The sequence below is a fragment of the Micromonospora sp. CNZ295 genome, assembly GCF_004217535.1.
Window position 1 is genome coordinate 581,583 of record NZ_SHKZ01000001.1, and the last position, 22,920, is coordinate 604,502.

Below are 22,920 nucleotides of genomic sequence, written 5' to 3' on the forward strand. Positions count from 1 at the left end.
GGCACATGTAGTGGTCGCGCGCACGCGCACACGCGGCGAGGCCACTACTTCGCACAATCAGCGCGATCTTGCGGGCAGCGGTCCTGCGCGCAGCGCGATCTTGCGGGCAGCGGTCCTGCGCGCAGCGCGAATCGTGCGGACGGCCCGCGCCGTCAGCCCTCGTCGGCGACCCGCCGCGCGGCGGCGTACGTGTCGGCGCCGAACAGGACCAGTCGCGCCTCGGTGACGTTGGTCGGCCGGACCGCCCGCAGCACCGACAGCGCCTGCCGGACCGCGTCGTCGACCGGCCAGCCGTAGATCCCGGCGGAGATCAGCGGGAACGCGACTGTCGTCGCGCCCAGCTCGTCGGCCACCCGCAGGCTGTTCGCGTAGCAGTCGCGCAGCAGCCCCGACCGGTCCTCGGTGGCCGACCAGACCGGCCCGACCGTGTGCACGACCCACCGGGCCGGCAGGTCACCGGCCGTCGTCGCGACCGCCTGCCCGGTCGGCAGGCCCCGGCCGTACTTGGCGGCGCGCAGCGCCCGGCACTCGGCCAGGATCGCCGGACCACCGCGCCGGTGGATCGCCCCGTCCACTCCCCCGCCGCCCAACAGCGACGAGTTGGCGGCGTTGACGAGCACGTCCACCTGTTGGGCGGTGAGGTCGCCCTCGACCAGGGTGATCTCCACGTCAGCCCGCCGTGATCGGCTGGCCCAGCGTACGGCGGGCCAGCAGGGCGGCGCCGGCGACGGCCGCCGGCATCAGCAGCACCGCGCCGAGCGGGATGAGGAAGCACACGAAGACCGCCGTCCCGAAGCCGAGCGCGGTCGGCCGGTCCGCCTTGAGCGCGGCCCGCCGGTCCGGCAGCCGCAGCCCGCGCCGGTAGAACGGCGCGCCGACCAGTTCCACGGCGAGCAGCCAACCGCCGACGGCGGCGCCGAGCACGGGCACCACGGTCTGGCCGACCACCGGGATGAAGCCGGCCGCGAAGAGGGGCACGCCGAACAGCACCGACAACCCCACCAGCCGCAGCGAGTCGGCGACGCTGCGCCGCAGCGACGACCAGAACGGCACCTCCACGGCGTTGGGCGTGCCGCCGAGGCGCTCCTCGACCCGTTCGGAGATCTTCTCGTAGAACGGGTCCCCGATCACCAGGGTGACCGCGGTGAACGCGACCACCGTGAGCAGGCCGCCCAGCCCGAGCACCGCCAGGCCGGCGACCACCCGCACGAGGTTGCGCCAGGTCGCCGACCAGTCGTCGGCGAACGGCGTGACCAGCGCCGCCAGGTCGTCCACGAAGTAGACGAGCGTGGCGAACGCGGCGACGAAGAGCGCGCCGGAGATCAGCGCCGGCACGACGCCGAGCAGCATCAGGCCGGGGCTGCGGACGTAGAGACCGATGCCGCGCAGGAACAGGCCGGCGCCGCCGAGGAAACGGCGGGCGGCACCGGTCACGGGCGCGGCCAGGTCACGGGGCGCGGTCACGACCACAGCGTAGGTCCGCATCAACCAGTTGGTGGATCACCGGCGTCAACCGGCGCCGTCTCCCATGATCACCGCGCGGTCGATCCGCCGCCGCGTCCCGGCGGCGATCCTCGACTGGTACGCACGACAGGCGGCGGAAGGCGGCGTGATGCCGGTCATCGAGGTGACCAACCTGCACAAGCGGTACGGCGACGTGGTCGCCGTGGACGACGTGTCGTTCACGGTGGAGGCCGGGGAGATCTTCGGGATCCTGGGCCCGAACGGCGCGGGGAAGACCACGACGGTGGAGTGTGTCGCCGGGCTCCGCGTCCCGGACGGGGGCGGGGTGTCGGTCCTCGGGCTCGACCCGCGCCGGGACGCGGCGCAGCTCCGCGAGCGGGTCGGGGTGCAGCTCCAGGAGAGCCAGCTGCCGGACCAGCTGCGGGTCGGCGAGGCGCTGGAGCTGTACGCCTCGTTCTACCGCGACCCGGCCGACCCGGAGCGGCTGATCGACCAGCTGGGGCTGGGCGAGAAACGGCGGACCCCGTACAAGAAGCTCTCCGGCGGCCAGAAACAGCGGCTGTCCATCGCGCTCGCGCTGGTCGGCAGTCCCGAGATCGCCATCCTCGACGAGCTGACCACCGGGCTCGACCCGCAGGCCCGGCGGGACACCTGGGGGCTCGTCGAGCAGATCCGCGCCAGCGGGGTGACGATCGTGCTGGTCACCCACTTCATGGAGGAGGCCGAGCGGCTCTGCGACCGGATCGCCGTGATCGACCGGGGACGGGTCGTCGCGCTGGACACCCCGGCGGGTCTGGTGTCGACGGTGGCGCCGGAGCAGCGGATCCGGTTCCGGCCGTCCGCTCCGGTGGACGACCGGCTCTTCACCGACCTGCCCGAGGTGACCGGCGTGCACCGCACCGGCGGTCAGGTGGTGGTGACCGGCACCGGGGACGTGCTGCACGCGGTCACCTCGGTGCTCGCCCGCAACCAGATCATCGCCGCCGACCTGCGGCTGGAGCAGTCCACCCTCGACGACGCGTTCGTCGAGCTGACCGGGCACCGGCCCGCCGACTGAGAGAGACCGACATGCACGCCTTCGGGCAGATCCTCAAGATCGAGACGCGACTCTACCTGCGGGACTTCGCCGCGCCGCTGATCACCATCGCGTTGCCGCTGCTGCTGCTGGCGGTGTTCGGGCTGATCCCGGCAATGCGGGAGCCGAATCCGGACTTCGGCGACCTGTCCTTCATCCAGTACTTCGCCCCGTCACTGCTGGTGATCACGCTCGCCATGGCGGCGGTGAACATCCTGCCCACCGTGCTGGCCACCTACCGGGAACGTGGCGTGCTGCGCCGCCTGGCCACCACGCCCGCCAGCCCGGCCGCGCTGCTCGCCGCCCAGTTGGTCATCTCGCTGGCCACCATCCTGATCAGCGCCGTGCTGCTCATCGTGGTCGGCCGGCTGGCCTTCGACGTGCCGCTGCCCCGGCACCCGCTCGGCTTCGCACTGGCCCTCGTCCTCGGCACGGCGGCGCTGCTCGCGCTGGGGCTGATGGTGGCGGCGGTGGCCCGCACGACCAAGGCCGCGCAGGCCGTCGCGGTCCCGCTGTTCATGCTGGTCATGTTCTTCGGCGGGGTGTACGTGCCGCGGTTCCTGCTGCCGGACTTCCTGGTCCGGATCGGCGACTACACGCCACCCGGCGTCCAGGCGCTGCTCGACGCCTGGACCGCGGACGCGCCGCGCCCCCTGCACCTGGCGATAATGGCGGTGGTCGCCGTGCTCGCAGGTGGGGTGGCGGCGAAGCTGTTTCGCTGGGAGTGAGCGGGGAGACGATGGCGAGCACCGCCGAGCAGGTCGACCGGCTGGCGGCCTGGGAGGCCCGCGAGCCGGGCCTGCACCGGGTGCTGCCCTACGTCGGGCTGGCCGTCGGCACCCTGCTCGCCACCGTCGCGCCGGTCCCCGTGGGCCTCTCGGTGGTCCCCGACCCGGTGCTGGCCGGGCTGGCGGCGGCCTGGATCGCCTGGTTCGTCAACCTGCATCCCGGCTGGGTGGGCCGCCGCCGGCTGATGGGCGTCTACTACTCCGGCCTGATCGGGTTCGCCGCTCTGCTCGTGATCAGCAGCCCCTGGTACGGCTTCTTCGCCTGGGTGGGGTTCCTGCACGCGTTCCTCGTTCTGCACGGCCGGTGGCGGTTCGCCGGAGTGGCCGCCACGGGCGTCCTGATCGGCACCGCGCAGGGCGGTGGCCTGCCGTCGTCGGCGGGCCACTGGCTGCTCTGGGCGGTGCTCGTGCTGTTCAACGTGGGCGTGGCCGGCGGGGTGAGCTGGTTCGGCATGATCACCGACCGGCAGAACGCGAACCGCAAGCGGCTGGTCGCGGAGCTGGCCGAGGCGAACCGCCGGCTGGCCGAGACGATGCGGGAGAACGAGGGGCTGCACGCCCAGCTGCTCACCCAGGCCCGGGAGGCCGGGGTGACCGACGAGCGGCAACGGATGGCCCGGGAGATCCACGACACCCTGGCCCAGGGCCTGACGGGCATCATCACCCAGCTGGAGGCCGCCGGGCAGGCCCGGGACCGGCGGGCCGACTGGCAGCGGCACGTGGACACGGCGGTCGCGCTGGCCCGGGAGAGCCTCACCGAGGCCCGCCGCTCGGTGCGGGCGGTCCGGCCCGAGGCGCTGGAGACGGCCCGGCTGCCCGACGCGCTCGCCGAGCTGACCCGGCGCTGGTCGACGATCAACGAGGTATGCGCCGACGTCAGCGTCACCGGCGACGCCCACCCGCTGCACCCGGAGGTCGAGGTGACCCTGCTGCGGGCCGCCCAGGAGGCGCTGGCCAACGTGGCCCGGCATGCCAAGGCGTCCCGGGTCGGCCTGACCCTGTCGTACATGGGGGACGTGGTGACTCTGGACGTCCGGGACGACGGGGTGGGGTTCCCCGTCACCGAGCTGCCGGCGGCGGCCCGCGCCGACGGCGGGTACGGGCTGACCGTGATGCGGCAGCGGGTGGCCCGGGTCGGCGGCGAGCTGGCCGTGGAGAGCGAGCCGGGCAATGGCACCGCGGTGTCGGCGTCCGTGCCGGCGCTCGCCAGAGGTGCCGGTTGACCAGCCCGATCCGGTTGCTGATCGTGGACGACCACCCCGTCGTCCGCGACGGCCTGCGCGGCATGTTCACCGGCGACCCCGGCTTCGAGGTGGTCGGCGAGGCCCGCGACGGCGCCGAGGCGCTCGCCCTGGCCGAGCACAGCCGGCCCGACGTGGTCCTGATGGACCTGCGGATGCCCGGTATGGACGGGGTCACCGCGATCGACCGGCTGCTCAACTCGGGCAGCCCGGCGAAGGTGCTGGTGCTGACCACGTACGACACGGACGCCGACGTGCTGCCGGCGATCGAGGCCGGCGCCACCGGCTACCTGCTCAAGGACGCGCCCCGTGACGAGCTGGTCCGGGCGGTGCGGGCCGCCGCGCGGGGCGAGGCGGTGCTGGCGCCGAGCGTGGCCGGCCGGCTGATGGGGCGGCTCCGCGGGCCGGCGGAAGATCCGCTGAGCCAGCGCGAGCTGGAGGTGCTCACCCTGGTGGCGAAGGGCGCCTCGAACCGGGAGACCGCCGCCCGACTGTTCATCAGCGAGGCCACCGTGAAGACCCACCTCCTGCACGTGTACGCCAAGCTCGGCGTCAACGACCGGGCGGCCGCCGTGGCCGCCGCGTACGACCGGGGGCTGCTCACGCCCGGCGGGCGGTGAGCGGTAGGGCGTGCGTGCGGCTCGGTTGATCTCGTTGGTGCTGCTGCTCCAGTCGCGGGAGGCGATGACGGCGGCGGAGCTGGCACGTGAGCTGGAGGTCTCCGAGCGCACCGTCTACCGGGACGTGCTGGCGCTCTCCGCCGCCGGGGTGCCGGTCTACGCCGACCGGGGGCGCGCCGGCGGCTACCGGCTGCTGGGCGGCTACCGCACGCGGCTGACCGGGCTGACCCGGGACGAGGCGGAGGCGCTGTTCCTGGCCGGGCTGCCGGGGCCGGCCGGCGACATGGGGCTGGCCGACGCGGTGGCGTCGGCCGAGCTGAAGGTGCTCGCCGCGCTCCCGCCGAGCCTGCGCGACGCGCCGATCCGCACCGGGCAGCGGTTCCACCTGGACGTGCCGGGCTGGTTCCGGGAGAGCGGGCCGCCGCCGTGGCTGAGCGAACTGGCCGGCGCGGTCTGGCGGGACGGGGTGGTGCGGCTGCGCTACCGGCGCGGCGACCGCGAGGTCGAACGGGAGGCGCAGCCGTACGGGCTGGTGCTCAAGAGCGGGGTCTGGTATCTCGTCGGCCGGGTCGACGGCGCGTTCCGCACCTACCGGGTGGACCGGGTCACCCACGTCGAGACGGGGGCCGGGACGTTCGACCGGGACACCGGCTTCGACCTGGCCGGGTACTGGCGGGAGCAGGCCGAGGAGTTCCTGCGGAGCATGCTCCGGGCCGAGGTGACGGTCCGGCTGAGCCCCGTCGGCCGGCGCCGGCTCCGCTTCCTCGTCGACGCCCCCTTCGTGTACGACGAGGCGCTCACCGCCGCCGGCGAGCCTGACGGGCAGGGCTGGGTGGTCACCCGCCTGCCCGTCGAGTCCGTCGAGGTCGCGTACTCCCAGCTGCTGTCGCTGGGCCCGGAGGTGGAGGTGCTCGACCCGCCGGACCTGCGGGAGCTGATGGTCGACGCCGCCCGGCGGTCCGCCGAGGTCTACCGGGTCACGCCCGGTCAGCGGTAGCCGGTGACGTCGGCCGGCTTGCCCGTCTCCACCACCTCGGTGATGTAGCGGAACCCGTCCGGCCGGCTGCCGTCGACGTCGGTGAACCCGTACACCTGGGACAGTTCCCCGGCCGAGACGGAGGCCTGGTTCCAGCGGGCCCGGTCCTCGTCGGCGGCGAGCGCGACGACCGCGCGGCCGACGAAGGCCGGGGTCTCCGAGATGAGGAAGTGCGGGTCCTTGGCGGCGCCGTCCCGCCAGTTCTGCTCGGTGACCCCGAAGTGCTCCAGCATCGCCTCGGACCGGATCCAGCCCGGCGTGAGCGCCACGGCGGTGCCGCCGTGCGGCTTCACCTCGTGCCCCCAGACGTACGCGAGCCGGTTCACCGACGCCTTCGCCAGGTCGTAGAAGACCGACAGCCGGTAGTGGGTGTCGTTGTACGCCTTGGTGCCGTCACCGACCTCGACGACCAGCCCGCCGGGGCGGCGGATCAGCAGGGGGAGCGCGAAGTGGCTGGTGATGATGTGCGTGTCCACCGCCAGCCGCAGGGTCCGGAAGCCGTCGTCGAGCCGCTGCTCCCAGACCGGCTTCTCCCAGCTGATCAGCGGATCGGCGCCCCAGATGTCGTTGACCAGCACGTCGAGCCGCCCCTGCTCGGCGTCGATCCGCTCGACCAGCGCGCGGACCTCGTCGGCGACCAGGTGGTCGACCCGTACGGCGACCCCGGTTCCGCCGGCCGCCGTCACCTGCTCGGCGGTCTCCTCGATGGTCTCCGGCCGGTCCAGCTCCGAGCGGCCGGCGGTCCGGCTGCTGCGGCCGGTGGCGTAGACCGTGGCGCCGGCCGCGCCGAGCTGCACCGCGATCTGCCGGCCGGCCCCCCGGGTCGCCCCGGCGACCAGCGCGACCTTTCCTGTCAGCGGTTTCGTCGTCATGCGTCCGACCCTGACAGGAAAACCTGACACCCGAAGTCCGGTTTTGCGAACCGGTGGCGTGCGTCATGCTCGCCGGCATGCACCTGCTGCTCCGCGAGGTCTCCGGCGCAACGGCCGGCGGTCGGTCGCGTCGGGCACGGCGGGCTCGGCCGGCGCAGGGCGGGGCGCGGCCACCCCACCCCGCGCCGGCGACGACTCAGACGCCGATCCGGCGCCAGTCACCCCAGATCGCGAACGTCATGCCCCGGCTCGCCTGGATGTTGACGAACAGGGTGTGCCCGTCCGGGCTGAACGTGGAGCCGGCGAACTCGTCGTCGGACCGGTCCGCGCCGGTGCTGCCGACCAGCCGGTTCAGGGCGATGTCGAACAGCTCGCCCCGGGCGGTGAGCCCGCGCAGGTAGTTGTCGTCCACGTTGTCCTCGCAGACCACCAGCGTGCCGCGCGGGCTGGTGGTCACGTTGTCCGGGAAGTCCAGCACGTCCGGCCCGGGTGACTCGTACACCAGCCGCAGCAGCTGCGCCTGGCAGTCGTACGCCCACACCTGGCCGTGCCCGTTGCCGTACCCGTCGGCGATCGGGCCGGTCGACGTCTCCGCCGGGCCGCCGCCCTGGGTGGCGGTGAAGTAGACGATCCCGTCGTCGTACGCCGACCCCTCCAGCCGGGAGAAGTAGGCGGCACCCCGCTCCCAGCCCTGCCGCGAGACGTACGTCAGCGCCTGGTCGTTGGTCGTCGGCGCGACCTCGCCGGGGGTGTACGGGAACCGCGGCGCCGGTTCGTCGATGTCCACCCACACCACCGGGTACGTCGCGTGCCGCCGCTGCGCCGTCGCCAGGTTCAGGTTGCGCCGGCCCCGCACCGCGAGCATCTGGAGCCGGCCACCGTCCAGCAGCCGCCCGCACGACCTCGGGTGTCTCGGCGGGGTGTAGCGGTAGAAGCCGGACGGGAACCCGAAGTTGTCCTCGGTGAGGTACAGGTGCCCGCCGCGCGGGTCGTAGGCCACCGACTCGCGTGGGCGAACCGGCCGGCCGCGGTGATCGGCGTCCGGTCCGACCGGCCGTCGACCGGAACCTCGTAGATGAAGCCGTGCGGCTGGGTGAGCGACACGTTGGACGCGCCGGTGAAGTCGGGGCCGACGTCCGGGCCGTTGACCGTCTCCTCGCAGGTGATCCAGCTGCCCCAGGGCATCACACCGCCGGAGCAGTTCATCATGGTCCCGTTCAGGCTGGTCCAGGAGCGAAGGACCTCGCCGTACCGGGTCACCTCGATCGTGGTGGTGCCGCCCTGCGCCATCGGGTCGTACGCGGCGGACGCGTCACCGAACGCGGGGCCCGGGTTGTTCACCTCGTGGTTGCGGATCAGCCGGATCGTGTCGCCGGGGCCGCGGAAGGCACCCATGCCGTCGTGCCGGCCGGGCAGGCGCGTGCCGTCGTCGAGCACCACGGGGGACTCGGTGTCGTGGAACGAGCGGTACTGGAAACCCTGGGGCAGGTGCAGGCGGACCTTGCCGTCGCGCAGGTCGGGCACGGGCCCGAGGGTCGGTCGGGGCGCCGGGCGCCGGCCGACCGCGCCGGCCTCGCCGCGCGCCACGAAGCCGAGGAACGGGCCGCCGAGCACCGCGCCGCCGGCCGCGGCGGCCGCGCCGCGCAGCAGGGTACGCCGGTTGAGATCAGGCATCGGGGGACTCCTTTGTCGCCGGGGGCCTCGTTCATCGAGACCGGTACCGATCCATTGGAGATCCTCGTCACCTGTTCACCGCGTGGCAACCTTCCGGCAACAGCACCGCACGTCGGAACCGGGTCGGTGGCCGCCGCGTACCTCGGGTCAGTCGGCCAGGCGCACGCGGACCCGGCGGTTCGCGCGGCCCTTGCTCTCCACCTTGACCACCTGGACCTTCCCGATCTGGGCGGTCGAGGCGACGTGCGTGCCGCCGTCGGCCTGCACGTCCAGCCCGACGATGTCGACGATCCGCACCTCCTCCTCGTCCGGTGGGATCAGGTTGGACTGGGTGCGGATGATGTCCGGCAGCGCGAGCGCCTCCGCCCGGGGCAGCACCCGGACGGCGACCGCCCGGTCGGCGACGACCTCGGCGTTGACCAGCTCCTCGATGCGGGTCTTGAAGTCGGGCGGCACCTCGGGGAGGTTGAAATCCATCCGGGCCTCGCCCGGTTCCATGTTACCGCCGGTCACCAGCGCGCCGAAGTCCCGAAAGACCACGCCGCACAGCACGTGCAGGCCGGAGTGCGTACGCATCAGCCGGGTGCGGCGCTCATCCTCCACCGCGCCGGTGACCGTCGTGCCGGCCGGCGGCAGCGGATCGCCCTCGGCGGGGATCAGGTAGAGGTCGTCGCCCTTGCGGGTGCCGACGATCCGGGTCTGTACGCCCTGCCAGAGCAGCACGCCGTGGTCCGGCGGCTGGCCACCGCCGCCCGGGTAGAAGGCCGAGCGGTCGAGGACGATGCCCCGCTCGGGGTCGGCGAGCAGAACCGTGCACGCCCATTCGCGCAGGGTCGGGTCGGCGAGGTCGAGCCGGTGCGTACGGCCGTGGTGTGTGACGCCCATGACAGCGGAGGTTACTCGTTCAGGAAGGCGGAGATGCGCTCCCGCAGGTCGGCGCGCTCGGTCCAGAGGACGCCGGGCCGGTCGTACACCTGGAGGGTGGCCCGCGGCAGCGCGGCCGCGAGCTGCTCGGCGACCTCGACCGGGTGCAGGTCGTCACCGGCGCAACCGATCACCAGGGCCGGCGCGGTGACCGCCGCCAGCGCTGCCGCGTCGCTCAGCGGCACCGAGTCCGGCAGGCTGGCCAGCCCCGGCGCGAGCCCGTCCCGCAACAACTGGTCGAGGCGCTGCCGCAGGTACGCCCAGCCGGCCGGGGTGTTGCGCACGGCCGGCGGAAGCTCGACCTGGACGACGTCCGCGAGGGTGGCCGCGTCACCGCTCTCGACCGCGTCGAGCAGTGCGGTCAGCCGGGCCCGGGCCACCTCGCCCCGGGGGCGGTCCAGCACCGCCGGCAGGAAGAGGACCAGCTTCTCGAACCGCTCCGGGCTCTCGGCGAGCAGCCGGCACAGCGCGCCCGCGCCGAGGCTCGCGCCGAACGCGCGGGTCGCACCGCCGAGGTCGGCGACCGCCCGCAGATCCCGGGCGAGGTCGGCGTAGCTCCACGGGCCGGGCGGGGCGTCCGAGCGGCCGTGGCCGCGGAACTGGAAGAAGAGCTTGCGGCCGGCCACCCCGCTGCCGAACGGCCGGGTGGTGGCGATGCCGTTGCCCAGCCCGTGCGCGAACACGGTCACCGGCTCACCGGCGCCGGTGACCAACTGTTCCAGGTGGACACCGTGCGGTGTGGCGACCAGTTCGGTCTCCGGCTCGGGCAGGGCCGGCCGGCCGGTGCGCGGGGCGCCCGGGCCGGGGCCCCAGGTGCGGGGGCCGCCGTCCGGCGGTGGCGGCCAGCGGAAACCCCTCACCAGGAGGATCCGCGGCCGTCGCTCAGGTCGCGCAGGCCGACCCGAACGTCGAGCAGGTAGATGAGCCCGGCGGCGATGCCGATCAGGCCGAAGATGCTGATCGGGCCGAAGGCGAGCAGGGTCAGCACGAGGCAGACGGCGAGGATCGCGATCCAGCCGCCCTTCGGAAGGGTGCCGATGGCGGGGAACGCGTCGGAGCGCTGGGTGACGGCGTGCACCAGGGCCACACCCTGGACGATCAGCGCGAAGGCGAGCAGGATCAGCTCGATCACGTCGCGGATGGCGAAGGCGAAGAGCGGCGCGGCGATGGCCATGACGGCAAGCTTATGCCGGCGACCCCGGATACGTCCGACAGGACGCCTCCCGGGGTCGCCGGCGCAAGCGGATCACTCGGCGGCCGGGCGGGTCCGCTTCGTGGTGCGCGGCAGCTTCGCCGACGGGGTGGCCGGCTTGGCGGTGGCCTTGGTGGCCCGCGGCGCGCGCTTCTTGACGGCGGCCGGCTTGGCCTCGACCACCTCGGCGACGTCGGCCGGGGTCGGCACGTCGGCGGTGTCCGGGGCCTCGGCCTTCACCTCGGTCACGACCGGCGCGGCCTCGACGGCGGGCGCGGCCTCCGTCGTCTCGATGTCGGTGTTCACGGTCTCGGCGGCCTCCAGCACGCCGGCGCCGACGACCCGCTCACCGTGCGCGACGAGCCGGTCGTACGCGGCGACCGCCCGCTCCTGCGCGGCGTGCGCGCCGGCGACCACCACGGCCGCGTTGCGGGTGGCGGCCGCACGGAGCTTGTCCAGGTCGGCGGCCTCGCGCAGCTTGTCCAGGTCGGCCAGCTCCTTGAGCCGGTTGAGGTCGGCGGCCTCGCGGACACGCTTGAGGTCGGCGGCCTCGCGCAGCTTCTGGAGGTCCAGGTCGGTGGCGGCCTTCTGGCGCAGGTCGCCGACGGTGAGGGTCGCGGTGCGCAGCGTCTCGGTGGCCTTCTGGCGCAGCTCGACACCGTTCTCGGCGGTGACCTTGGTGCGCAGCTCGCTCACCACGGCGGGGAGCTTGCGCAGCTGCTGGTAGGCCAGCTCGCCGGCGCCGGCGGCGGCGTAGAGGGGAGCCGGGATGCGGCTGGTCTTGGGCTGGGTGGTCATGACTTCTCCTCTTCGGCCGCGTCGGCGGCCTTCGGGGTCGCCGGGTGGGCGGCCTTCTCGGGGGTCGGGGCGGGAGCGGAGCCGGCCTCGGTGACGGCGACCGACTCGAGCACGGCCTCGGTCGGCGTGCCCTCGGCCGTCGTCGGGCCGGTGGCGGCGACGTTGGCCAGGTCCGGGGCCGATCCGGATGGCGTGCTCGGGCCGGTCTCCGCCGGGCCGGCGGCGGCCGCGGTCGCCTCCGCGAGCCGCGCGTTCTCCCGGCGGAACGTCTCGTAGATCTGGGTGAGCGACTGCTTCTGCGCCATGGTGAGGTCGGGGTCGACGGCGATCGCCGCCAGGACGCCCTGTCCCTCCTTGTCGTCGAGCAGGCCGGCACGCAGGTACATCGCCGGTGTGGACACCCGCAGCGCGCTGGCGAGCTGCTGGAGCACCTCCGCGCTGGGCTTGCGGAGGCCACGCTCGATCTGACTCAGGTACGGGTTGCTCACCCCCGCCTGCTCGGCGAGCTGCCGGAGCGAGATCTTCGCGTTCCGGCGCAGGTCACGAATGAACCCGCCGATGTCGGGAAGGTCTTTACCAGTGGCCATACCTCGACGCTAGCGCGCCCCGCTAACTGCTGCAAGCAAACTGCTAGCGCTAGTTAGCAAGGTCTCAGCAACCGGGTTGCGGCCCTGGTGTCCGGTGTCTAGCGTGCGGCGGGATGACTGAGATCAAAGTGAACGGAGCCCGGCTCGCGTACGACGACCGGGGCAGCGGAACGCCGGTCGTCCTGCTGCACGCGGGCATCGCCGACCGGCGGATGTGGCGGGAGCAGCTGGACGCCCTGGCGGCCCGGCACCGGGTGATCGCGCTGGACCTGCGCGGCTACGGCGAGTCGGAGCTGCCACCGGAGCGCTTCGCCAACCACGACGACGTGGTCGGCCTGCTGGACGCGCTCGGCCTCGACAGCGCCGCCCTGGTCGGCTGCTCGTTCGGCGGCGCCGTCGCGGTCGACACCGCGCTGGCGTACCCGGACCGGGTGACCGCCCTGGCGCTCCTCGGCGCGGCCGTCTCCGGCCACGAGTGGTCCGACGAGTTCGAAACCCTCTGGGACAGGCTCATCGGCGAGGTCGACCCGGACGACCTGGCCGCCAACGCCGCAGCCGAGGTGCGGTTCTGGGTGGTCGGCCCCGGACGCCGGCCGGAGGACGTCGATCCGGCCCTGATCGCCTTCGCGCACGAACTGGACCTGCGCGCGCTCGCCGCCGAGCAGGCGCTCAGCGCGGTGGACGGCGTCGACCTCGACCCGCCGGCCATCGGCCGGCTCGGCGAGCTGCGGATGCCGGTCCTGGTCGCCGCCGGAGCCGCCGACGTGCCGGACATCAACCGCCTGGCCGACCGCATCGCGGCCGAGGCCCCGTCGGCGATCCGCCTGCCCGACATCCCGGACGCCGGTCACCTGCTCCCCCTGGAACGCCCGGCCGAGGTCAACACCGCCCTCCTCGACTTCCTCCCCTGAGGCCCGCCCGCCCCGCGGGTCGATCATGAGGTTGACGGCGGTTCTCGCGATCGACGTCGCCGTCAACCTCCTGGTCGACGTACGCGGGGCGGGGTCACCAGAGGGGCCGCACGGCGCCCACCGGGAGGCCGCCCCCGAAGAGCGGCACCTCGGCGAACTCCTCCAGCACCGGCCCGGTGACCCCGAGCCGGCGCAGCGCGGACACCAGCACCGGCATCCGGGCCCGACCGGCACCGTCGTCGATCTTCAGAGCCACCGCGCCCACCCCGGGGACCGCCGCCGCGATCACCCCCTCGGCACCCACCTTCGCGAGCAGCCCCGGCACCCCGCGCATCAACCGTGTGTCGTCGGCCTGCGTGCCGCCGACGACCTCCGGGTACGCCCGCATCGCGTCGGCCACGGTCCGCGCCGGCGAACCCGGCTCGGCGTGCACCAACCGCAGGTACGCCGTCGCCAGGCCGGTCAGCGAGACGGCCAGCACCGGGGCGCCGCAGCCGTCCACGCCGGTCGCCGCCACCGGCTCACCGGTGAACTCCTCGACCGCCTCCCGCAGGCGCTGCTGCAACGGGTGCTCCGGGCGCCAGTACCCGTCCAGCGACCAGCCGGCCGCCCGGCACGTCAGCAGCATCCCGCTGTGCTTGCCGGAGCAGTTCATCTGCGTACGGGTCGGCCCGCCCCCGGCCCGCAGCACCACGGCCCGGGCGTCCTCGCCCACCGGCAGGTCGGGCGGGCAGTGCAGGGCGGACTCGTCGAGCCCGGCCCGCGCCAGCAGCGCGCCCACCCGGGCCAGGTGGAACTCCTCCCCCGCGTGGCTGGCCGAGACCAGCGCCAGGTCGGCCGGGTCGGTCAGCGGCAGGCCGGCGCGGATCATGCCGACCGCCTGCATGGGCTTGTTCGACGAGCGGGGAAAGACCGGCGAGGTCACGTCCCCGGCGGCGGCCACCGGCGTGCCGGCGGCGTCGAGCACCACCACCGACCCGCGGTGCGCGCCCTCCACGAAACCCGACCGGACCACCTCGGCGAGCGGCGCGCCGCCCTCGTACGTCTTTCCCACGACGTGGACGGTACCGCCCGCCGATCACCGCCGTCGGACGGGTGACCAGGTCTTCGACCTCCCGGCGTACCGGGCCGTCCGCCCGGACGCCGCTTACCGCTGGGCGGCGGGGATGCCGAGCAGCTCCCGGGCCTCGGCGGTGGTGAGCGGCGGGCGCTGGGCAAGCTGGGCGGCCGCGACCGCGCGGGCGACGAGCTGCATGTTGGACTCGACCGGCTGGCCCTTGCGGTACGTCACCGTGTCCTCCATGCCGACCCGCAGGTGCCCGCCGGCCGACAGCGCGGCCAGCAGCACCGGGATGGTGGTGCGGCCGATGCCGGTCGCCGAGAACGTCGTCCCCTCCGGCAGGTCGCGCAGCATCTGCTGGGCGGCCACCAGCGTCGCCGTGGTGCCGGGCATGCCACCGGGGACGCCCATGACGAAGTCGACGTGGACGTGCCCGCCGGCCGGCAGGCCGTACCTGCCGAGGAGGCGCTGCAGGGCGGTGAGGTGGCCGAGGTCGAAGATCTCGTACTCGGGGACGATCCCCCGCTCCTGCATGCGGCTGTGCAGCTCGACGATGAACTCCCAGCGGTTCATGAAGACGTCGTCGCCGAAGTTGACCGTGCCCATCGTGCAGGAGGCCATGTCCGGGCCGGCATCCAGCACCGCGAGCCGATCGGCCTCCGGGTCGGTCACCGCGCCGCCCGAGGAGAGTTGCACGACCAGGTCGGTGCTCTCGCGCAGCGCCGCCACGGTGTCGCGCAGCCGGCCCTGGTCCAGGGTCGGCCTGGCCTCGTCGTCACGGATGTGGACGTGGATCACGGCAGCGCCGAGCGCCTCGCACTCCTTCGCGGTCAGCAGCAGCTCGTCGAGCGTGACCGGCAGCGCCGGCACCTCGGCCTTGGCCGACTCCGCACCGGTCGGGGCAACGGTGATCAACGTCCCTGTCGTCATGCCCGGATCCTAGACGGCCGGAGCGGGACGGGTCGACCGGAAGTCTTCCGGCGCGAGGGGCGTTACGAAGGGACCCTTCCGCTACCGGAGGCGTTGGAGAGGGGCCCTTCCTTACCTGTCGATCGCGGCGGCGGTCTCGCCGACGAGGAGACGGGCGTCGTCGGCGACGTTGCGCTTGACCACCGCCAGGGCGACCTGGCCCAGCTCGTGATGCTGCACGGCGGTGCCGACGAAGCCGACCGCCCGGCCGTCCAGGGTCACCGGCGTGCCGACCGCCGGCGGTTGGTCGGTGGTCACGCCGTCCAGGTGCAGCAGGACCAGCCGGCGCGGCGGCCGGCCCATGTTGTGCACCCGGGCGACCGTCTCCTGGCCCCGGTAACAGCCCTTCTCCAGGTGCACGGCCGGCGCCACCAGGTCCACCTCCGCCGGGATGGTCCGGTGGTCGGTGTCCACCCCGACCCGGGGCCGGCGGGCGGCCACCCGCACCGCCTCGTACGCCCAGAGCCCGGCGACCGGCACCCCGGCGCCCCGCAGCTCGGCGACCACCTGCTCCATCGCGGACCGGGGCACCAGCAGGTCGACGCCGAGCGGGACGCGGCGGGCCCAGCCACCGGCCGGCAGCGGGCGGACGTCGTAGAGCGCGGACGGCCGGGGCGGCACCGAGCCGGCCCGGAACTTCGGGCCGGGCACCTCGACCACGTCGGGCTCGGCCAGGCCGGACACGCCGAGCGTCGCCACCGCGGCCGGCGCCTCCGGCCCGACCAGCGAGAGCAGGGCCCGCTCCGGCGTCACGTCGCGCGGCTCGACCTTGCTGAAGAAGCGCATCCGCTCCAGGTAGGCGAGCAGCCCCTCGGTGGCGCCCGGCTCGGTGTCCAGCCAGGTGGTCTCGCCGTCCTCGGCGACCATCGCGTGCTGCTCGACGTGCCCGTGCGGGGAGAGCACGAGCAGCTCGGTGCCCTGCCCGGCGGTCAGCTGAGCCAAATGCTGGCTGGTGAGCGTGTGCAGCCAGCCGACCCGGTCCTCGCCGGACACCGCGATCACGCCCCGGTGCGAGCGGTCGACCAGGCCGACCGCCGTGTCCAGGGTGCGCTGCTCGCGCAGCGGATCACCGTAGTGCGCCGCCACCGACCGCACACCGGCCGCGGCGTGCGCCGGCTCCGGCTGGTCCCGACTGGCCTCGTCGATGCTCTCGACGGTCACCGCGCCCGCGATGTCGATCATTCCTGGTCCCCGTTCCCGCAGCGGCCGCAGACGCCGAAGAGGGAGACGTGGCCGATGTCCACCCGGAACCCGCGCTGCGCGGCGAGCTGGTCGGCCAGCGGGCGCAGCAGGCTCGGATCGATCTCGTCGATCGCGCCGCACTCCCGGCAGACCAGGTGCACGTGCTGGTCCTCGCCGGCCGCGTGGTAGGTCGGCGAGCCGTGCGAGAGGTGGGTGTGGGTCACCAGGCCGAGCCGTTCCAGCAGCTCCAGCGTGCGGTAGATGGTGGTGATGTTGACTCCCGCGGCCACCTCCCGGACGGCCGTGTGGACCTGCTCCGGCGTGGCATGGCCCAGGTCCAGCACAGCCTGGAGGACGAGCTGCCGCTGCGGCGTCAGCCGCAGCCCACGGGCCCGGAGCAGTTCCGCGAGGGAGGATTCGGACACCATCCGATCATAGTTCGCTCCCGCCGGTCGGCCCCGCCGCACCGGCCGGTGCCGACACCGGGTGCGGTCCGCGACAGCGGCGCGGGCCCTATGCTCGGCGGTCATGGTGGCGGCGAGGATCGGAGTGCTCGGGCGGGGCCGCGTGCCGGCCGCGGAGCCCGTTCTGCGGGGCGACGATCTGGGCGTCCTGCGTGGCGACGGCCTCTTCGAGACGATGCACCTGCGGGCCGGCCGGCCCTGGCTGCGGGAGGCGCACCTGGAGCGCATGTCCCGGTCCGCCAAGGCGGTGGAACTGGCGCTGCCCCCGGTCGAGACCCTGGTCGCGCTGCTCGACGAGGTCTGCGACGGGTGGCCCGCCGACGTCGAGGGGGCGCTGCGGCTGGTCTGCACCCGGGGGCCGGAGGGCGGCGGGCCACCCACCGTCTACGCCACGCTGGCCGCGGTGCCCGCGTCGGCCCGGGCCGCCCGCCGGGACGGGATCACCGTGGCCACGCTGCCGCTGGGCGTCCCGGCCGGTGCCCGCTCCGGTCTGGACTGGCTGCCCGCGGGCATCAAGTCCACGTCGTACGCGGTGAGCACGGCCGCCCGCCGGTGGGCCGCCCGGGCCGGCGTCGACGACGCGCTCTGGGTCTCCTCCGACGGGTACGCGCTGGAGGGGCCGACCGCCAGTGTCGTGTGGCTCACCGCGGGCACGCTGTACACCGTGCCCACCGGCACCGGCATCCTGCCCGGCACCACGGTCGCCTGGCTGCTGGCCCACGCCGGCGAGGTCGGGCTGTCGGCGGACGAGCGGATGGCCACCCCCACCGACCTGCACGCCGCCGAAGCGGTCTGGCTCAGCTCGTCGATCCGGGGCCTGGTGGAGGTCCGGGCCCTCGACGGCGTCGAGCGGCGCCGGTCGGCGTACACCGACCGGCTGCAGGCGCTGCTCGGCTTCCCCGTCCCGCCCGCCGGGCGGGACGGGGGCTGACCTCAGCCGCCGACCCGGATCAGCCGGGCGGACAGGTGCGGGGCGAGACCGTGGCCCACCGCGGCCATCTCCTGCGCGTACAGCAGGGCGCCCTCGACGATGCCGAACAGGCGGTGCCCGGCGGTGACCTCCTTGGCCGTGGCGGTACGCACCACGGCGTCGGTGACGAACTCGATCCGGGTGCCGGTGCGCTTGCCGATGTGCAGCTCCATCACCCCGGTCGGCGTGGTCATCAGCGCTTCCAGCTCGTCGGTGGCCCGGTCGTCGACCAGCACCGGCCGCCACCAGCCGACCTCACGGCCGGCCGGGCGGACCGGCCGGCTCTGCTCGTCCAGCAGCCAGGCTCGCGACTCGTAGAACAGGAACGGCCGGCCGTCGTGGCTGATCCGGATCTCCTGCGCGAAGTCGAAGTCCTCGATGGTGGGGTAGCCGCCCCGGCCCCGGCCACGCCAGACCCCGATGTACGGCAGCAGGCCGTCCAGCGTGGGGTGCAGCTTCGGGCCGACGCGCAGGTCGTGGCTCTCCTCGTAGGGGTACGGGTCGACCGGCGGCGCGTTCAGCCACGGCGGCTGCAGCGGGTTCTCCTCGCTCACCGGCTCCCGCCGCCCTTCCCCGGAAGATCTCTCACCAACGTCCTCTCGATATGCGTACGGCAAGGTAGACCAGGCCGCCGGCGAGCGCGCCCAGGCCGGCGACCAGCAGGCTGACGAACCCTGTCTCGGTGACCATCGGCGACCATCCTATGCTGGGCCCCATGGCGCGTACCCTCGTCGTCAAGGCCACCGCCGGCGCGGACGCGCCGGAGCGGTGCGCACAGGCCTTCACCGTCGCGGCCACCGCGGCCGCCGCCGGCGTGGACGTCTCGCTCTGGTTGACCGGCGAGTCGACCTGGTTCGCGCTGCCCGGGCGCGCGCAGGAGTTCGAGCTGCCGCACTCCGCCCCCCTCGCCGAGCTGCTGCACGTGATCCTGACGACGGGCCGGGTCACCGCCTGCACGCAGTGCGCGGCACGGCGGGACATCGGCCCCGGCGACGTGCTGCCGGGCGTCCGGATCGCCGGCGCGGCGGTCTTCGTCGAGGAGACGATGGCCGAGGACGCCCGCGCACTCGTCTACTAGGCGCGGAACCCGCCCGGCGACTCGGGCCAATGCCTACGATTCGGGTGTGACCGAGGCGACGGAGCGGTTCTTCGAATCACTGCCGTCGCGTGCTCCGGAGGTCCTGCGCGGCCTGGTCCGGGGAACCCTTCAGATCGACCTCACCCGGGGCAACCGGACCGAGCACTGGCGGGTCCGCATGGAGCCGGGCGTCGTCGAGGTGAGCCGCCAGCGCGGCCCGGCGGACGCGATCTGGTACAGCAGCGAGGACCTCTTCGACCGGCTGGTGACCGGGTACGCGCAGGGAGTGGCCGCGGTGCTGCGCAACGAGTGCACGTTCAGCGGCGAGGTCGTCCTGTTCCTGGTCTTCCGGCGCTTCTTCCCCAACCGACCCGGCACCCGGGACCCCCGGGAGGTAGCCCGGAAGAAGGTCGGACGGCTGCGGTGAGGCCGCTGATCAGCATCCTGGACGGCAACACCTTCCTGGTCAGTGACCGTCGTGGCGACATCGAGCCGGCGCTGGACTTCCCCACCGGACTCTTCTCGTTCGACACGAGATTCCTCTCCACCTGGCTGCTCACCCTGGACGGGAAGCGGCTGTCCGCGCTGTCGGTGGACGACGCGCTGTCGTACCGCACCCGGTTCTTCCTGGTACCCGGCGAACCGACGCACTATCTGGACGCCGAGGTGTCGGTGATCCGCAGCCGGGCGATCGGTGCCGCCATCGTCGAGGAGCTGACCGTCCTGAACCACGGCGGCGAGGAAGCGGAGTTCGATCTCCGGATCGACATCGGCGCCGACTTCGCCGACATCTTCGAGATCAAGAACGTCCGCCAGAAGCGTGGCCACACCACCGCCACGGTCGGCGACAACGAGCTGCGGCTCAGCTACCGGCGCGAGGCGTTCCACCGCGAGACGATCATCCGCACGACGGCCCACGCCGAGATCGACGTGTCCGGGATGAGGTTCCGGATGCGCGTGCCGGCGCACGGCGAGTGGACCACCGCGCTGCACCTGTCCACCGTCGTCTACGGCGCCCGCGGCGAGGACATCCGCCACAGCCTGCCGTCGTTCAGCGGCACCCGGGACGCGACCGCCATCGAAGCCGAACAGCACGCCTTCGTCTCGCGGGCACCGAAGCTCGGCTGCGACTGTGAGCCGCTCGCCACGGCGTACCGGTGCAGCCTCAACGACCTGGCCTCCCTCCGCTACGAGTCGATCACCCTGGGGGCCCGGCTGCTCGCCGCCGGGCTGCCCTGGTTCATGACGCTCTTCGGGCGGGACAGCATCCTCACCTCCCTGCAGGCGGTGCCCTTCCTGCCCGAGCTGATCCCGTCGACGATGCTGGTCCTCGCGGGCCTGCAGGGGTACCGGCTGGACGACTTCCGGGACGAGGAGCCGGGCAAGATCCTGCACGAGCTGCGCTACGGCGAGACCGCGGGCTTCGAGGAGCAGCCGCATTCCCCGTACTACGGCTCGGCCGACGCCACCCCCCTCTTCGTGATCCTGCTCGACGAGTACGAGCGGTGGACCGGCGACAGCGCTCTGGTCATGCGACTGGAGGCGGCCGCCCGGGCCGCGCTCACCTGGATCGACACGTACGGGGACCTGCTCGGAACCGGCTACCTCTGGTACGAGACCCGCAATCCGGAGACCGGGCTGGGCAACCAGTGCTGGAAGGACTCCTGGGACGCGGTCTCGTACCGGGACGGGCGGCTGCCGGGCTTCCCCCGGGCCACCTGCGAGCTGCAGGGGTACGCGTACGACGCGAAGCTGCGGGGCGCCCGGCTGGCCCGCACGTTCTGGAACGACCCGGCGTACGCCGACCGGCTGGAGCGGGAGGCCGCCGACCTCAAGATGCGGTTCAACCGGGACTTCTGGATCCCCGACCGGGAGTACTACGCGCTCGCCCTGGACGCCGACGGGCGGCAGGTCGACGCCCTCACCTCGAACATCGGCCACCTGCTGTGGAGCGGCATCGTCGACGAGTCACGGGCCGGGCACCTCGCCGAGCACCTGCTCGGCCCCCGCCTCTTCTCCGGGTGGGGGGTCCGGACGCTCGCCGACGACCAGGGCCGGTACAACCCGATCGGGTACCACGTCGGCACGGTGTGGCCGTTCGACAACTCGATCATCGCCTGGGGGCTGTGGAAGTACGGCTTCCGGGAGGAGGCCGCACGGATCTGCGAATCGATGCTGGCCGCCTCCCGGTACTTCGCCGGGCGGCTGCCGGAGGCGTTCGCCGGCTACGAGCGGAGACTCACCGAGTTCCCGGTCGAGTACCCGACCGCGTGCAGTCCGCAGGCCTGGTCCGCCGGCACTCCCCTGCTGCTGCTCCGGGTCATCCTCGGGCTGGAGCCGCAGGGCGAGCACCTGATCATCGACCCGCACGTGCCGGACGGCATGGGCCGGGTGGAGCTGCTCGACATTCCCGGACGCTGGGGGCGGGTCGACGCCCTCGGGCGCAGCCGCACCCCGCACGACACCACCCGCGGCCACTGAGCCGCGCGAGCGTGGGACCGGCCGGCACGGACGCGGTCGTCAGCCGGCGCAGCCGGTGGAGACCGTCAGCTGAAGCTGATCGCCGGTGGCGTCGGCGACCACCACGTCCGCACCGTGCCGGTAGGCGTAAACCTGCGGGGTGTCGACGACGACGGCGCCGGCGGCCAACCGGGCGAGCCCGTCCAGCGGCACCGGCCCGGGGCCGGTCCCGGCCCGCTGGGTCCACGCCTTCGCGCCGCCCGGGCAGGACGCCACGATCCGGTCGGCGTGGCCGGGCACCGGGCGGCCCAGCGCCCGCAGCGCGGCCTCCAGGGCCGGGCCGGGAGGATGCCCGATCACCAGGTCGGCGAACTCCACATCGGTCGGCCGGCAGCCGGTCACGGCCGTGAAGCGGATCCGGCCGGGCCCCGACACCTCCCCCTCGACCAGCACGAAATCACCGGCGTCGGCGCGCAGCAGGGGGCCGTCCACGCCGTCCCGCACCCCGGCCCGCCAGCTCCCCGGCAGCGCGTCGGCGACCCGGTCCAGCACCGCCCGCTCGCCGCCCTCGGCGACCAGGACGTCGACCCCCCGGGTCAGTTCGGTGCCCTCGCTGACCGGGGTGACCCGGCAGCCCTTCTCGGCCCGCGCCGGGGTCATCGCCCACGCCTCGCCGTCGAGCGCGGCGACGAGCCGGCCGACCGCACCGTCGACCACCGGCGCGGCCTGGCCGATGCTGCGCTGCTCGCGCACGGTCGGCTCGTCGGTGCGCACCGACCACCAGGTCAGCGCCGCCAGCAGGACCGCCCAGACGGCCGTCCCGACGAGCAGCCAGCGCGGCGCGCGCGGCCGGGCCGGCGGGTGGTCGGGACCGGACGGCGGGGCGTACCCCGGGTGGACGGCGTTCACCGCGCCATCGTGTCACGGGCCGGCACGGGCACCGCCCGACCCCTCACCCGGCCGGGCTCTCCGGCACGCAGACGAGCCGGTAGCCGACCCCCCGCACCGTCTGCACGCGGGGGCCGCCGGACAGCAGGCGCAGCTTGTGCCGGAGCCGCTTCATCGCCGAGTGCAGGATCGCCGTGTCGCCGAGGTAGGCGCCGCCCCAGACCGAGGCGAAGAGCCGCTCGTAGCTCCACACCCGGACCGGCGGGCTCACCAGCCGGGCCAGCAACTCCCGTTCGGTACGGGTCAGCGCCAGCGGCCGCCCGCGCCAGGTCACCAGGTGACCGAACCGGTCGACGACCAGGTCGCCGCAGCGCACCGGCGCCTCCGGCGCGGCGGGCGTGCCGGCGGCCGGCGGGTCGGCCGGCGGCGGATCGGCGGGCGGCGGCTCCGGGAAGAGCATCGCCCGCAGCTCGGCGAGGTCGGCGCAGCTCACCACCGGGCCCACCCCGTCGAGCCGGCGCAGCACGTGCTCGCGCACCGCCACGTCGGGACTGACACAGACGACTATCGGAACTCCCCCACCGGACACGCTGCCTCCCCGGGCCGTCCGCGCTGACGTGAAAAGCCCCCACCCGTCGACGTGCGTCGACGGGCGCCCTGGGGTCAG

General features: G+C 74.0%; 27 protein-coding genes and 1 pseudogene. 10 read left to right on the forward strand and 18 right to left on the reverse strand.

Annotated elements, in window-relative coordinates; genetic code table 11:
* Window positions 1-152: 152 nt before the first annotated feature.
* On the reverse strand, window positions 153-668 hold the full coding sequence (locus EV376_RS02715; RefSeq protein ID WP_130320573.1) for an O-acetyl-ADP-ribose deacetylase: 516 nt from the start codon (window positions 666-668) through the stop codon (window positions 153-155).
* Between the two features lies 1 nt (window position 669).
* The gene (locus EV376_RS02720) at window positions 670-1,464 is read right to left on the reverse strand and encodes an EI24 domain-containing protein (RefSeq protein WP_130320574.1); all 795 of its coding nucleotides are present in this window, start codon (window positions 1,462-1,464) and stop codon (window positions 670-672) included.
* A 148-nt stretch (window positions 1,465-1,612) separates the two neighbouring features.
* Here EV376_RS02720 and EV376_RS02725 point away from each other — a divergent pair, with 148 nt between their 5' ends.
* From EV376_RS02725 to EV376_RS02745, 5 genes are read left to right on the forward strand one after another with little or no spacing between them, the layout of a single operon-like run.
* A complete protein-coding gene (locus EV376_RS02725) occupies window positions 1,613-2,521 on the forward strand; it encodes an ABC transporter ATP-binding protein (protein ID WP_130328498.1) in 909 nt (302 codons plus the stop codon).
* 11 nt (window positions 2,522-2,532) lie between these two features.
* The gene (locus EV376_RS02730) at window positions 2,533-3,267 is read left to right on the forward strand and encodes an ABC transporter permease (protein WP_130320575.1); all 735 of its coding nucleotides are present in this window, start codon (window positions 2,533-2,535) and stop codon (window positions 3,265-3,267) included.
* A gap of 11 nt (window positions 3,268-3,278) precedes the next feature.
* Entirely contained in the window at window positions 3,279-4,550 is a 1,272-nt protein-coding gene (locus EV376_RS02735; protein WP_165437938.1) for a sensor histidine kinase, read from the forward strand.
* Complete coding sequence (locus EV376_RS02740) at window positions 4,547-5,188, forward strand: response regulator transcription factor (protein ID WP_130320577.1); 642 nt, start codon at window positions 4,547-4,549, stop codon at window positions 5,186-5,188. The genes EV376_RS02735 and EV376_RS02740 overlap by 4 nt, the downstream gene beginning before the upstream one ends.
* 10 nt (window positions 5,189-5,198) lie before the next feature.
* Window positions 5,199-6,185, forward strand: coding sequence for a helix-turn-helix transcriptional regulator (locus tag EV376_RS02745; protein ID WP_130320578.1), 987 nt, complete (start codon window positions 5,199-5,201; stop codon window positions 6,183-6,185).
* On the opposite strand, the gene EV376_RS02750 is transcribed toward EV376_RS02745, so the two are convergent.
* The 8 genes and pseudogenes from EV376_RS02750 to EV376_RS02780 form a co-directional block, all read right to left on the reverse strand.
* Window positions 6,176-7,096, reverse strand: a complete 921-nt coding sequence (locus tag EV376_RS02750; RefSeq protein ID WP_130320579.1) for an SDR family oxidoreductase — start codon at window positions 7,094-7,096, stop codon at window positions 6,176-6,178. The two genes, EV376_RS02745 and EV376_RS02750, sit on opposite strands and share 10 nt — an antisense overlap.
* Window positions 7,097-7,292: 196 nt before the next feature.
* Window positions 7,293-8,096 (reverse strand): alkaline phosphatase PhoX, encoded by an 804-nt coding sequence (locus EV376_RS30655; RefSeq protein ID WP_486482498.1) that lies wholly within the window; start codon window positions 8,094-8,096, stop codon window positions 7,293-7,295.
* Between the two features lie 68 nt (window positions 8,097-8,164).
* A pseudogene (locus tag EV376_RS30660) lies at window positions 8,165-8,770 on the reverse strand (alkaline phosphatase PhoX); the annotation flags it as partial.
* A 147-nt stretch (window positions 8,771-8,917) separates the two neighbouring features.
* The gene (locus EV376_RS02760; RefSeq protein WP_130320580.1) at window positions 8,918-9,655 is read right to left on the reverse strand and encodes an alanyl-tRNA editing protein; all 738 of its coding nucleotides are present in this window, start codon (window positions 9,653-9,655) and stop codon (window positions 8,918-8,920) included.
* Window positions 9,656-9,666: 11 nt separating this feature from the next.
* Window positions 9,667-10,554 carry an alpha/beta fold hydrolase gene (locus EV376_RS02765; RefSeq protein ID WP_130320581.1) on the reverse strand — a complete coding sequence of 296 codons (888 nt, stop codon included), beginning with the start codon at window positions 10,552-10,554 and terminating at the stop codon, window positions 9,667-9,669.
* A complete protein-coding gene (locus EV376_RS02770; protein ID WP_130320582.1) occupies window positions 10,551-10,868 on the reverse strand; it encodes a DUF2516 family protein in 318 nt (105 codons plus the stop codon). Before EV376_RS02770 ends, EV376_RS02765 begins: the two co-directional genes overlap by 4 nt.
* Before the next feature lie 72 nt (window positions 10,869-10,940).
* Window positions 10,941-11,684 carry a hypothetical protein gene (locus tag EV376_RS02775; RefSeq protein WP_130320583.1) on the reverse strand — a complete coding sequence of 248 codons (744 nt, stop codon included), beginning with the start codon at window positions 11,682-11,684 and terminating at the stop codon, window positions 10,941-10,943.
* Window positions 11,681-12,271, reverse strand: a complete 591-nt coding sequence (locus tag EV376_RS02780; protein WP_130320584.1) for a helix-turn-helix domain-containing protein — start codon at window positions 12,269-12,271, stop codon at window positions 11,681-11,683. The genes EV376_RS02775 and EV376_RS02780 overlap by 4 nt, the downstream gene beginning before the upstream one ends.
* Before the next feature lie 113 nt (window positions 12,272-12,384).
* Here EV376_RS02780 and EV376_RS02785 point away from each other — a divergent pair, with 113 nt between their 5' ends.
* Entirely contained in the window at window positions 12,385-13,182 is a 798-nt protein-coding gene (locus EV376_RS02785) for an alpha/beta fold hydrolase (protein WP_130320585.1), read from the forward strand.
* A 94-nt stretch (window positions 13,183-13,276) separates the two neighbouring features.
* On the opposite strand, the gene EV376_RS02790 is transcribed toward EV376_RS02785, so the two are convergent.
* The 4 genes from EV376_RS02790 to EV376_RS02805 all read right to left on the reverse strand — a co-directional run bounded on the left by EV376_RS02790 (window position 13,277) and on the right by EV376_RS02805 (window position 16,821).
* Window positions 13,277-14,236, reverse strand: a complete 960-nt coding sequence (locus tag EV376_RS02790; RefSeq protein ID WP_130320586.1) for an asparaginase — start codon at window positions 14,234-14,236, stop codon at window positions 13,277-13,279.
* A gap of 93 nt (window positions 14,237-14,329) precedes the next feature.
* Window positions 14,330-15,172, reverse strand: a complete 843-nt coding sequence (locus EV376_RS02795) for a beta-keto acid cleavage family enzyme (RefSeq protein WP_130320587.1) — start codon at window positions 15,170-15,172, stop codon at window positions 14,330-14,332.
* A 111-nt stretch (window positions 15,173-15,283) separates the two neighbouring features.
* Window positions 15,284-16,393: a CAF17-like 4Fe-4S cluster assembly/insertion protein YgfZ gene (ygfZ, locus tag EV376_RS02800; protein ID WP_130320588.1), complete on the reverse strand. Its 1,110-nt coding sequence runs from the start codon at window positions 16,391-16,393 to the stop codon at window positions 15,284-15,286.
* Window positions 16,390-16,821, reverse strand: a complete 432-nt coding sequence (locus tag EV376_RS02805; RefSeq protein ID WP_130320589.1) for a Fur family transcriptional regulator — start codon at window positions 16,819-16,821, stop codon at window positions 16,390-16,392. Before EV376_RS02805 ends, ygfZ begins: the two co-directional genes overlap by 4 nt.
* Window positions 16,822-16,921: 100 nt before the next feature.
* Here EV376_RS02805 and EV376_RS02810 point away from each other — a divergent pair, with 100 nt between their 5' ends.
* Window positions 16,922-17,788 carry an aminotransferase class IV gene (locus EV376_RS02810; RefSeq protein WP_130320590.1) on the forward strand — a complete coding sequence of 289 codons (867 nt, stop codon included), beginning with the start codon at window positions 16,922-16,924 and terminating at the stop codon, window positions 17,786-17,788.
* Between the two features lie 2 nt (window positions 17,789-17,790).
* Here the strand turns inward: EV376_RS02810 and EV376_RS02815 are convergent, their stop codons facing one another.
* Both EV376_RS02815 and mtfM read right to left on the reverse strand, forming a co-directional pair.
* Window positions 17,791-18,381 (reverse strand): heme-binding beta-barrel domain-containing protein, encoded by a 591-nt coding sequence (locus EV376_RS02815; protein WP_130320591.1) that lies wholly within the window; start codon window positions 18,379-18,381, stop codon window positions 17,791-17,793.
* Between the two features lie 31 nt (window positions 18,382-18,412).
* On the reverse strand, window positions 18,413-18,517 hold the full coding sequence (mtfM, locus tag EV376_RS30665; RefSeq protein WP_486482499.1) for a small membrane protein MtfM: 105 nt from the start codon (window positions 18,515-18,517) through the stop codon (window positions 18,413-18,415).
* A gap of 13 nt (window positions 18,518-18,530) precedes the next feature.
* Here mtfM and EV376_RS02820 point away from each other — a divergent pair, with 13 nt between their 5' ends.
* From EV376_RS02820 to EV376_RS02830, 3 genes are read left to right on the forward strand one after another with little or no spacing between them, the layout of a single operon-like run.
* Window positions 18,531-18,905, forward strand: a complete 375-nt coding sequence (locus EV376_RS02820; protein ID WP_130328499.1) for a DsrE family protein — start codon at window positions 18,531-18,533, stop codon at window positions 18,903-18,905.
* Between the two features lie 46 nt (window positions 18,906-18,951).
* A complete protein-coding gene (locus tag EV376_RS02825; protein WP_130320592.1) occupies window positions 18,952-19,332 on the forward strand; it encodes a hypothetical protein in 381 nt (126 codons plus the stop codon).
* Window positions 19,329-21,386 (forward strand): glycogen debranching N-terminal domain-containing protein, encoded by a 2,058-nt coding sequence (locus tag EV376_RS02830; RefSeq protein ID WP_130320593.1) that lies wholly within the window; start codon window positions 19,329-19,331, stop codon window positions 21,384-21,386. The genes EV376_RS02825 and EV376_RS02830 overlap by 4 nt, the downstream gene beginning before the upstream one ends.
* 39 nt (window positions 21,387-21,425) lie before the next feature.
* Here the strand turns inward: EV376_RS02830 and EV376_RS02835 are convergent, their stop codons facing one another.
* Entirely contained in the window at window positions 21,426-22,274 is an 849-nt protein-coding gene (locus EV376_RS02835; protein WP_130320594.1) for a hypothetical protein, read from the reverse strand.
* Window positions 22,275-22,317: 43 nt separating this feature from the next.
* A complete protein-coding gene (locus EV376_RS02840; protein ID WP_207228017.1) occupies window positions 22,318-22,797 on the reverse strand; it encodes a winged helix-turn-helix domain-containing protein in 480 nt (159 codons plus the stop codon).
* Between the last annotated feature and the right edge of the window lie 123 nt (window positions 22,798-22,920).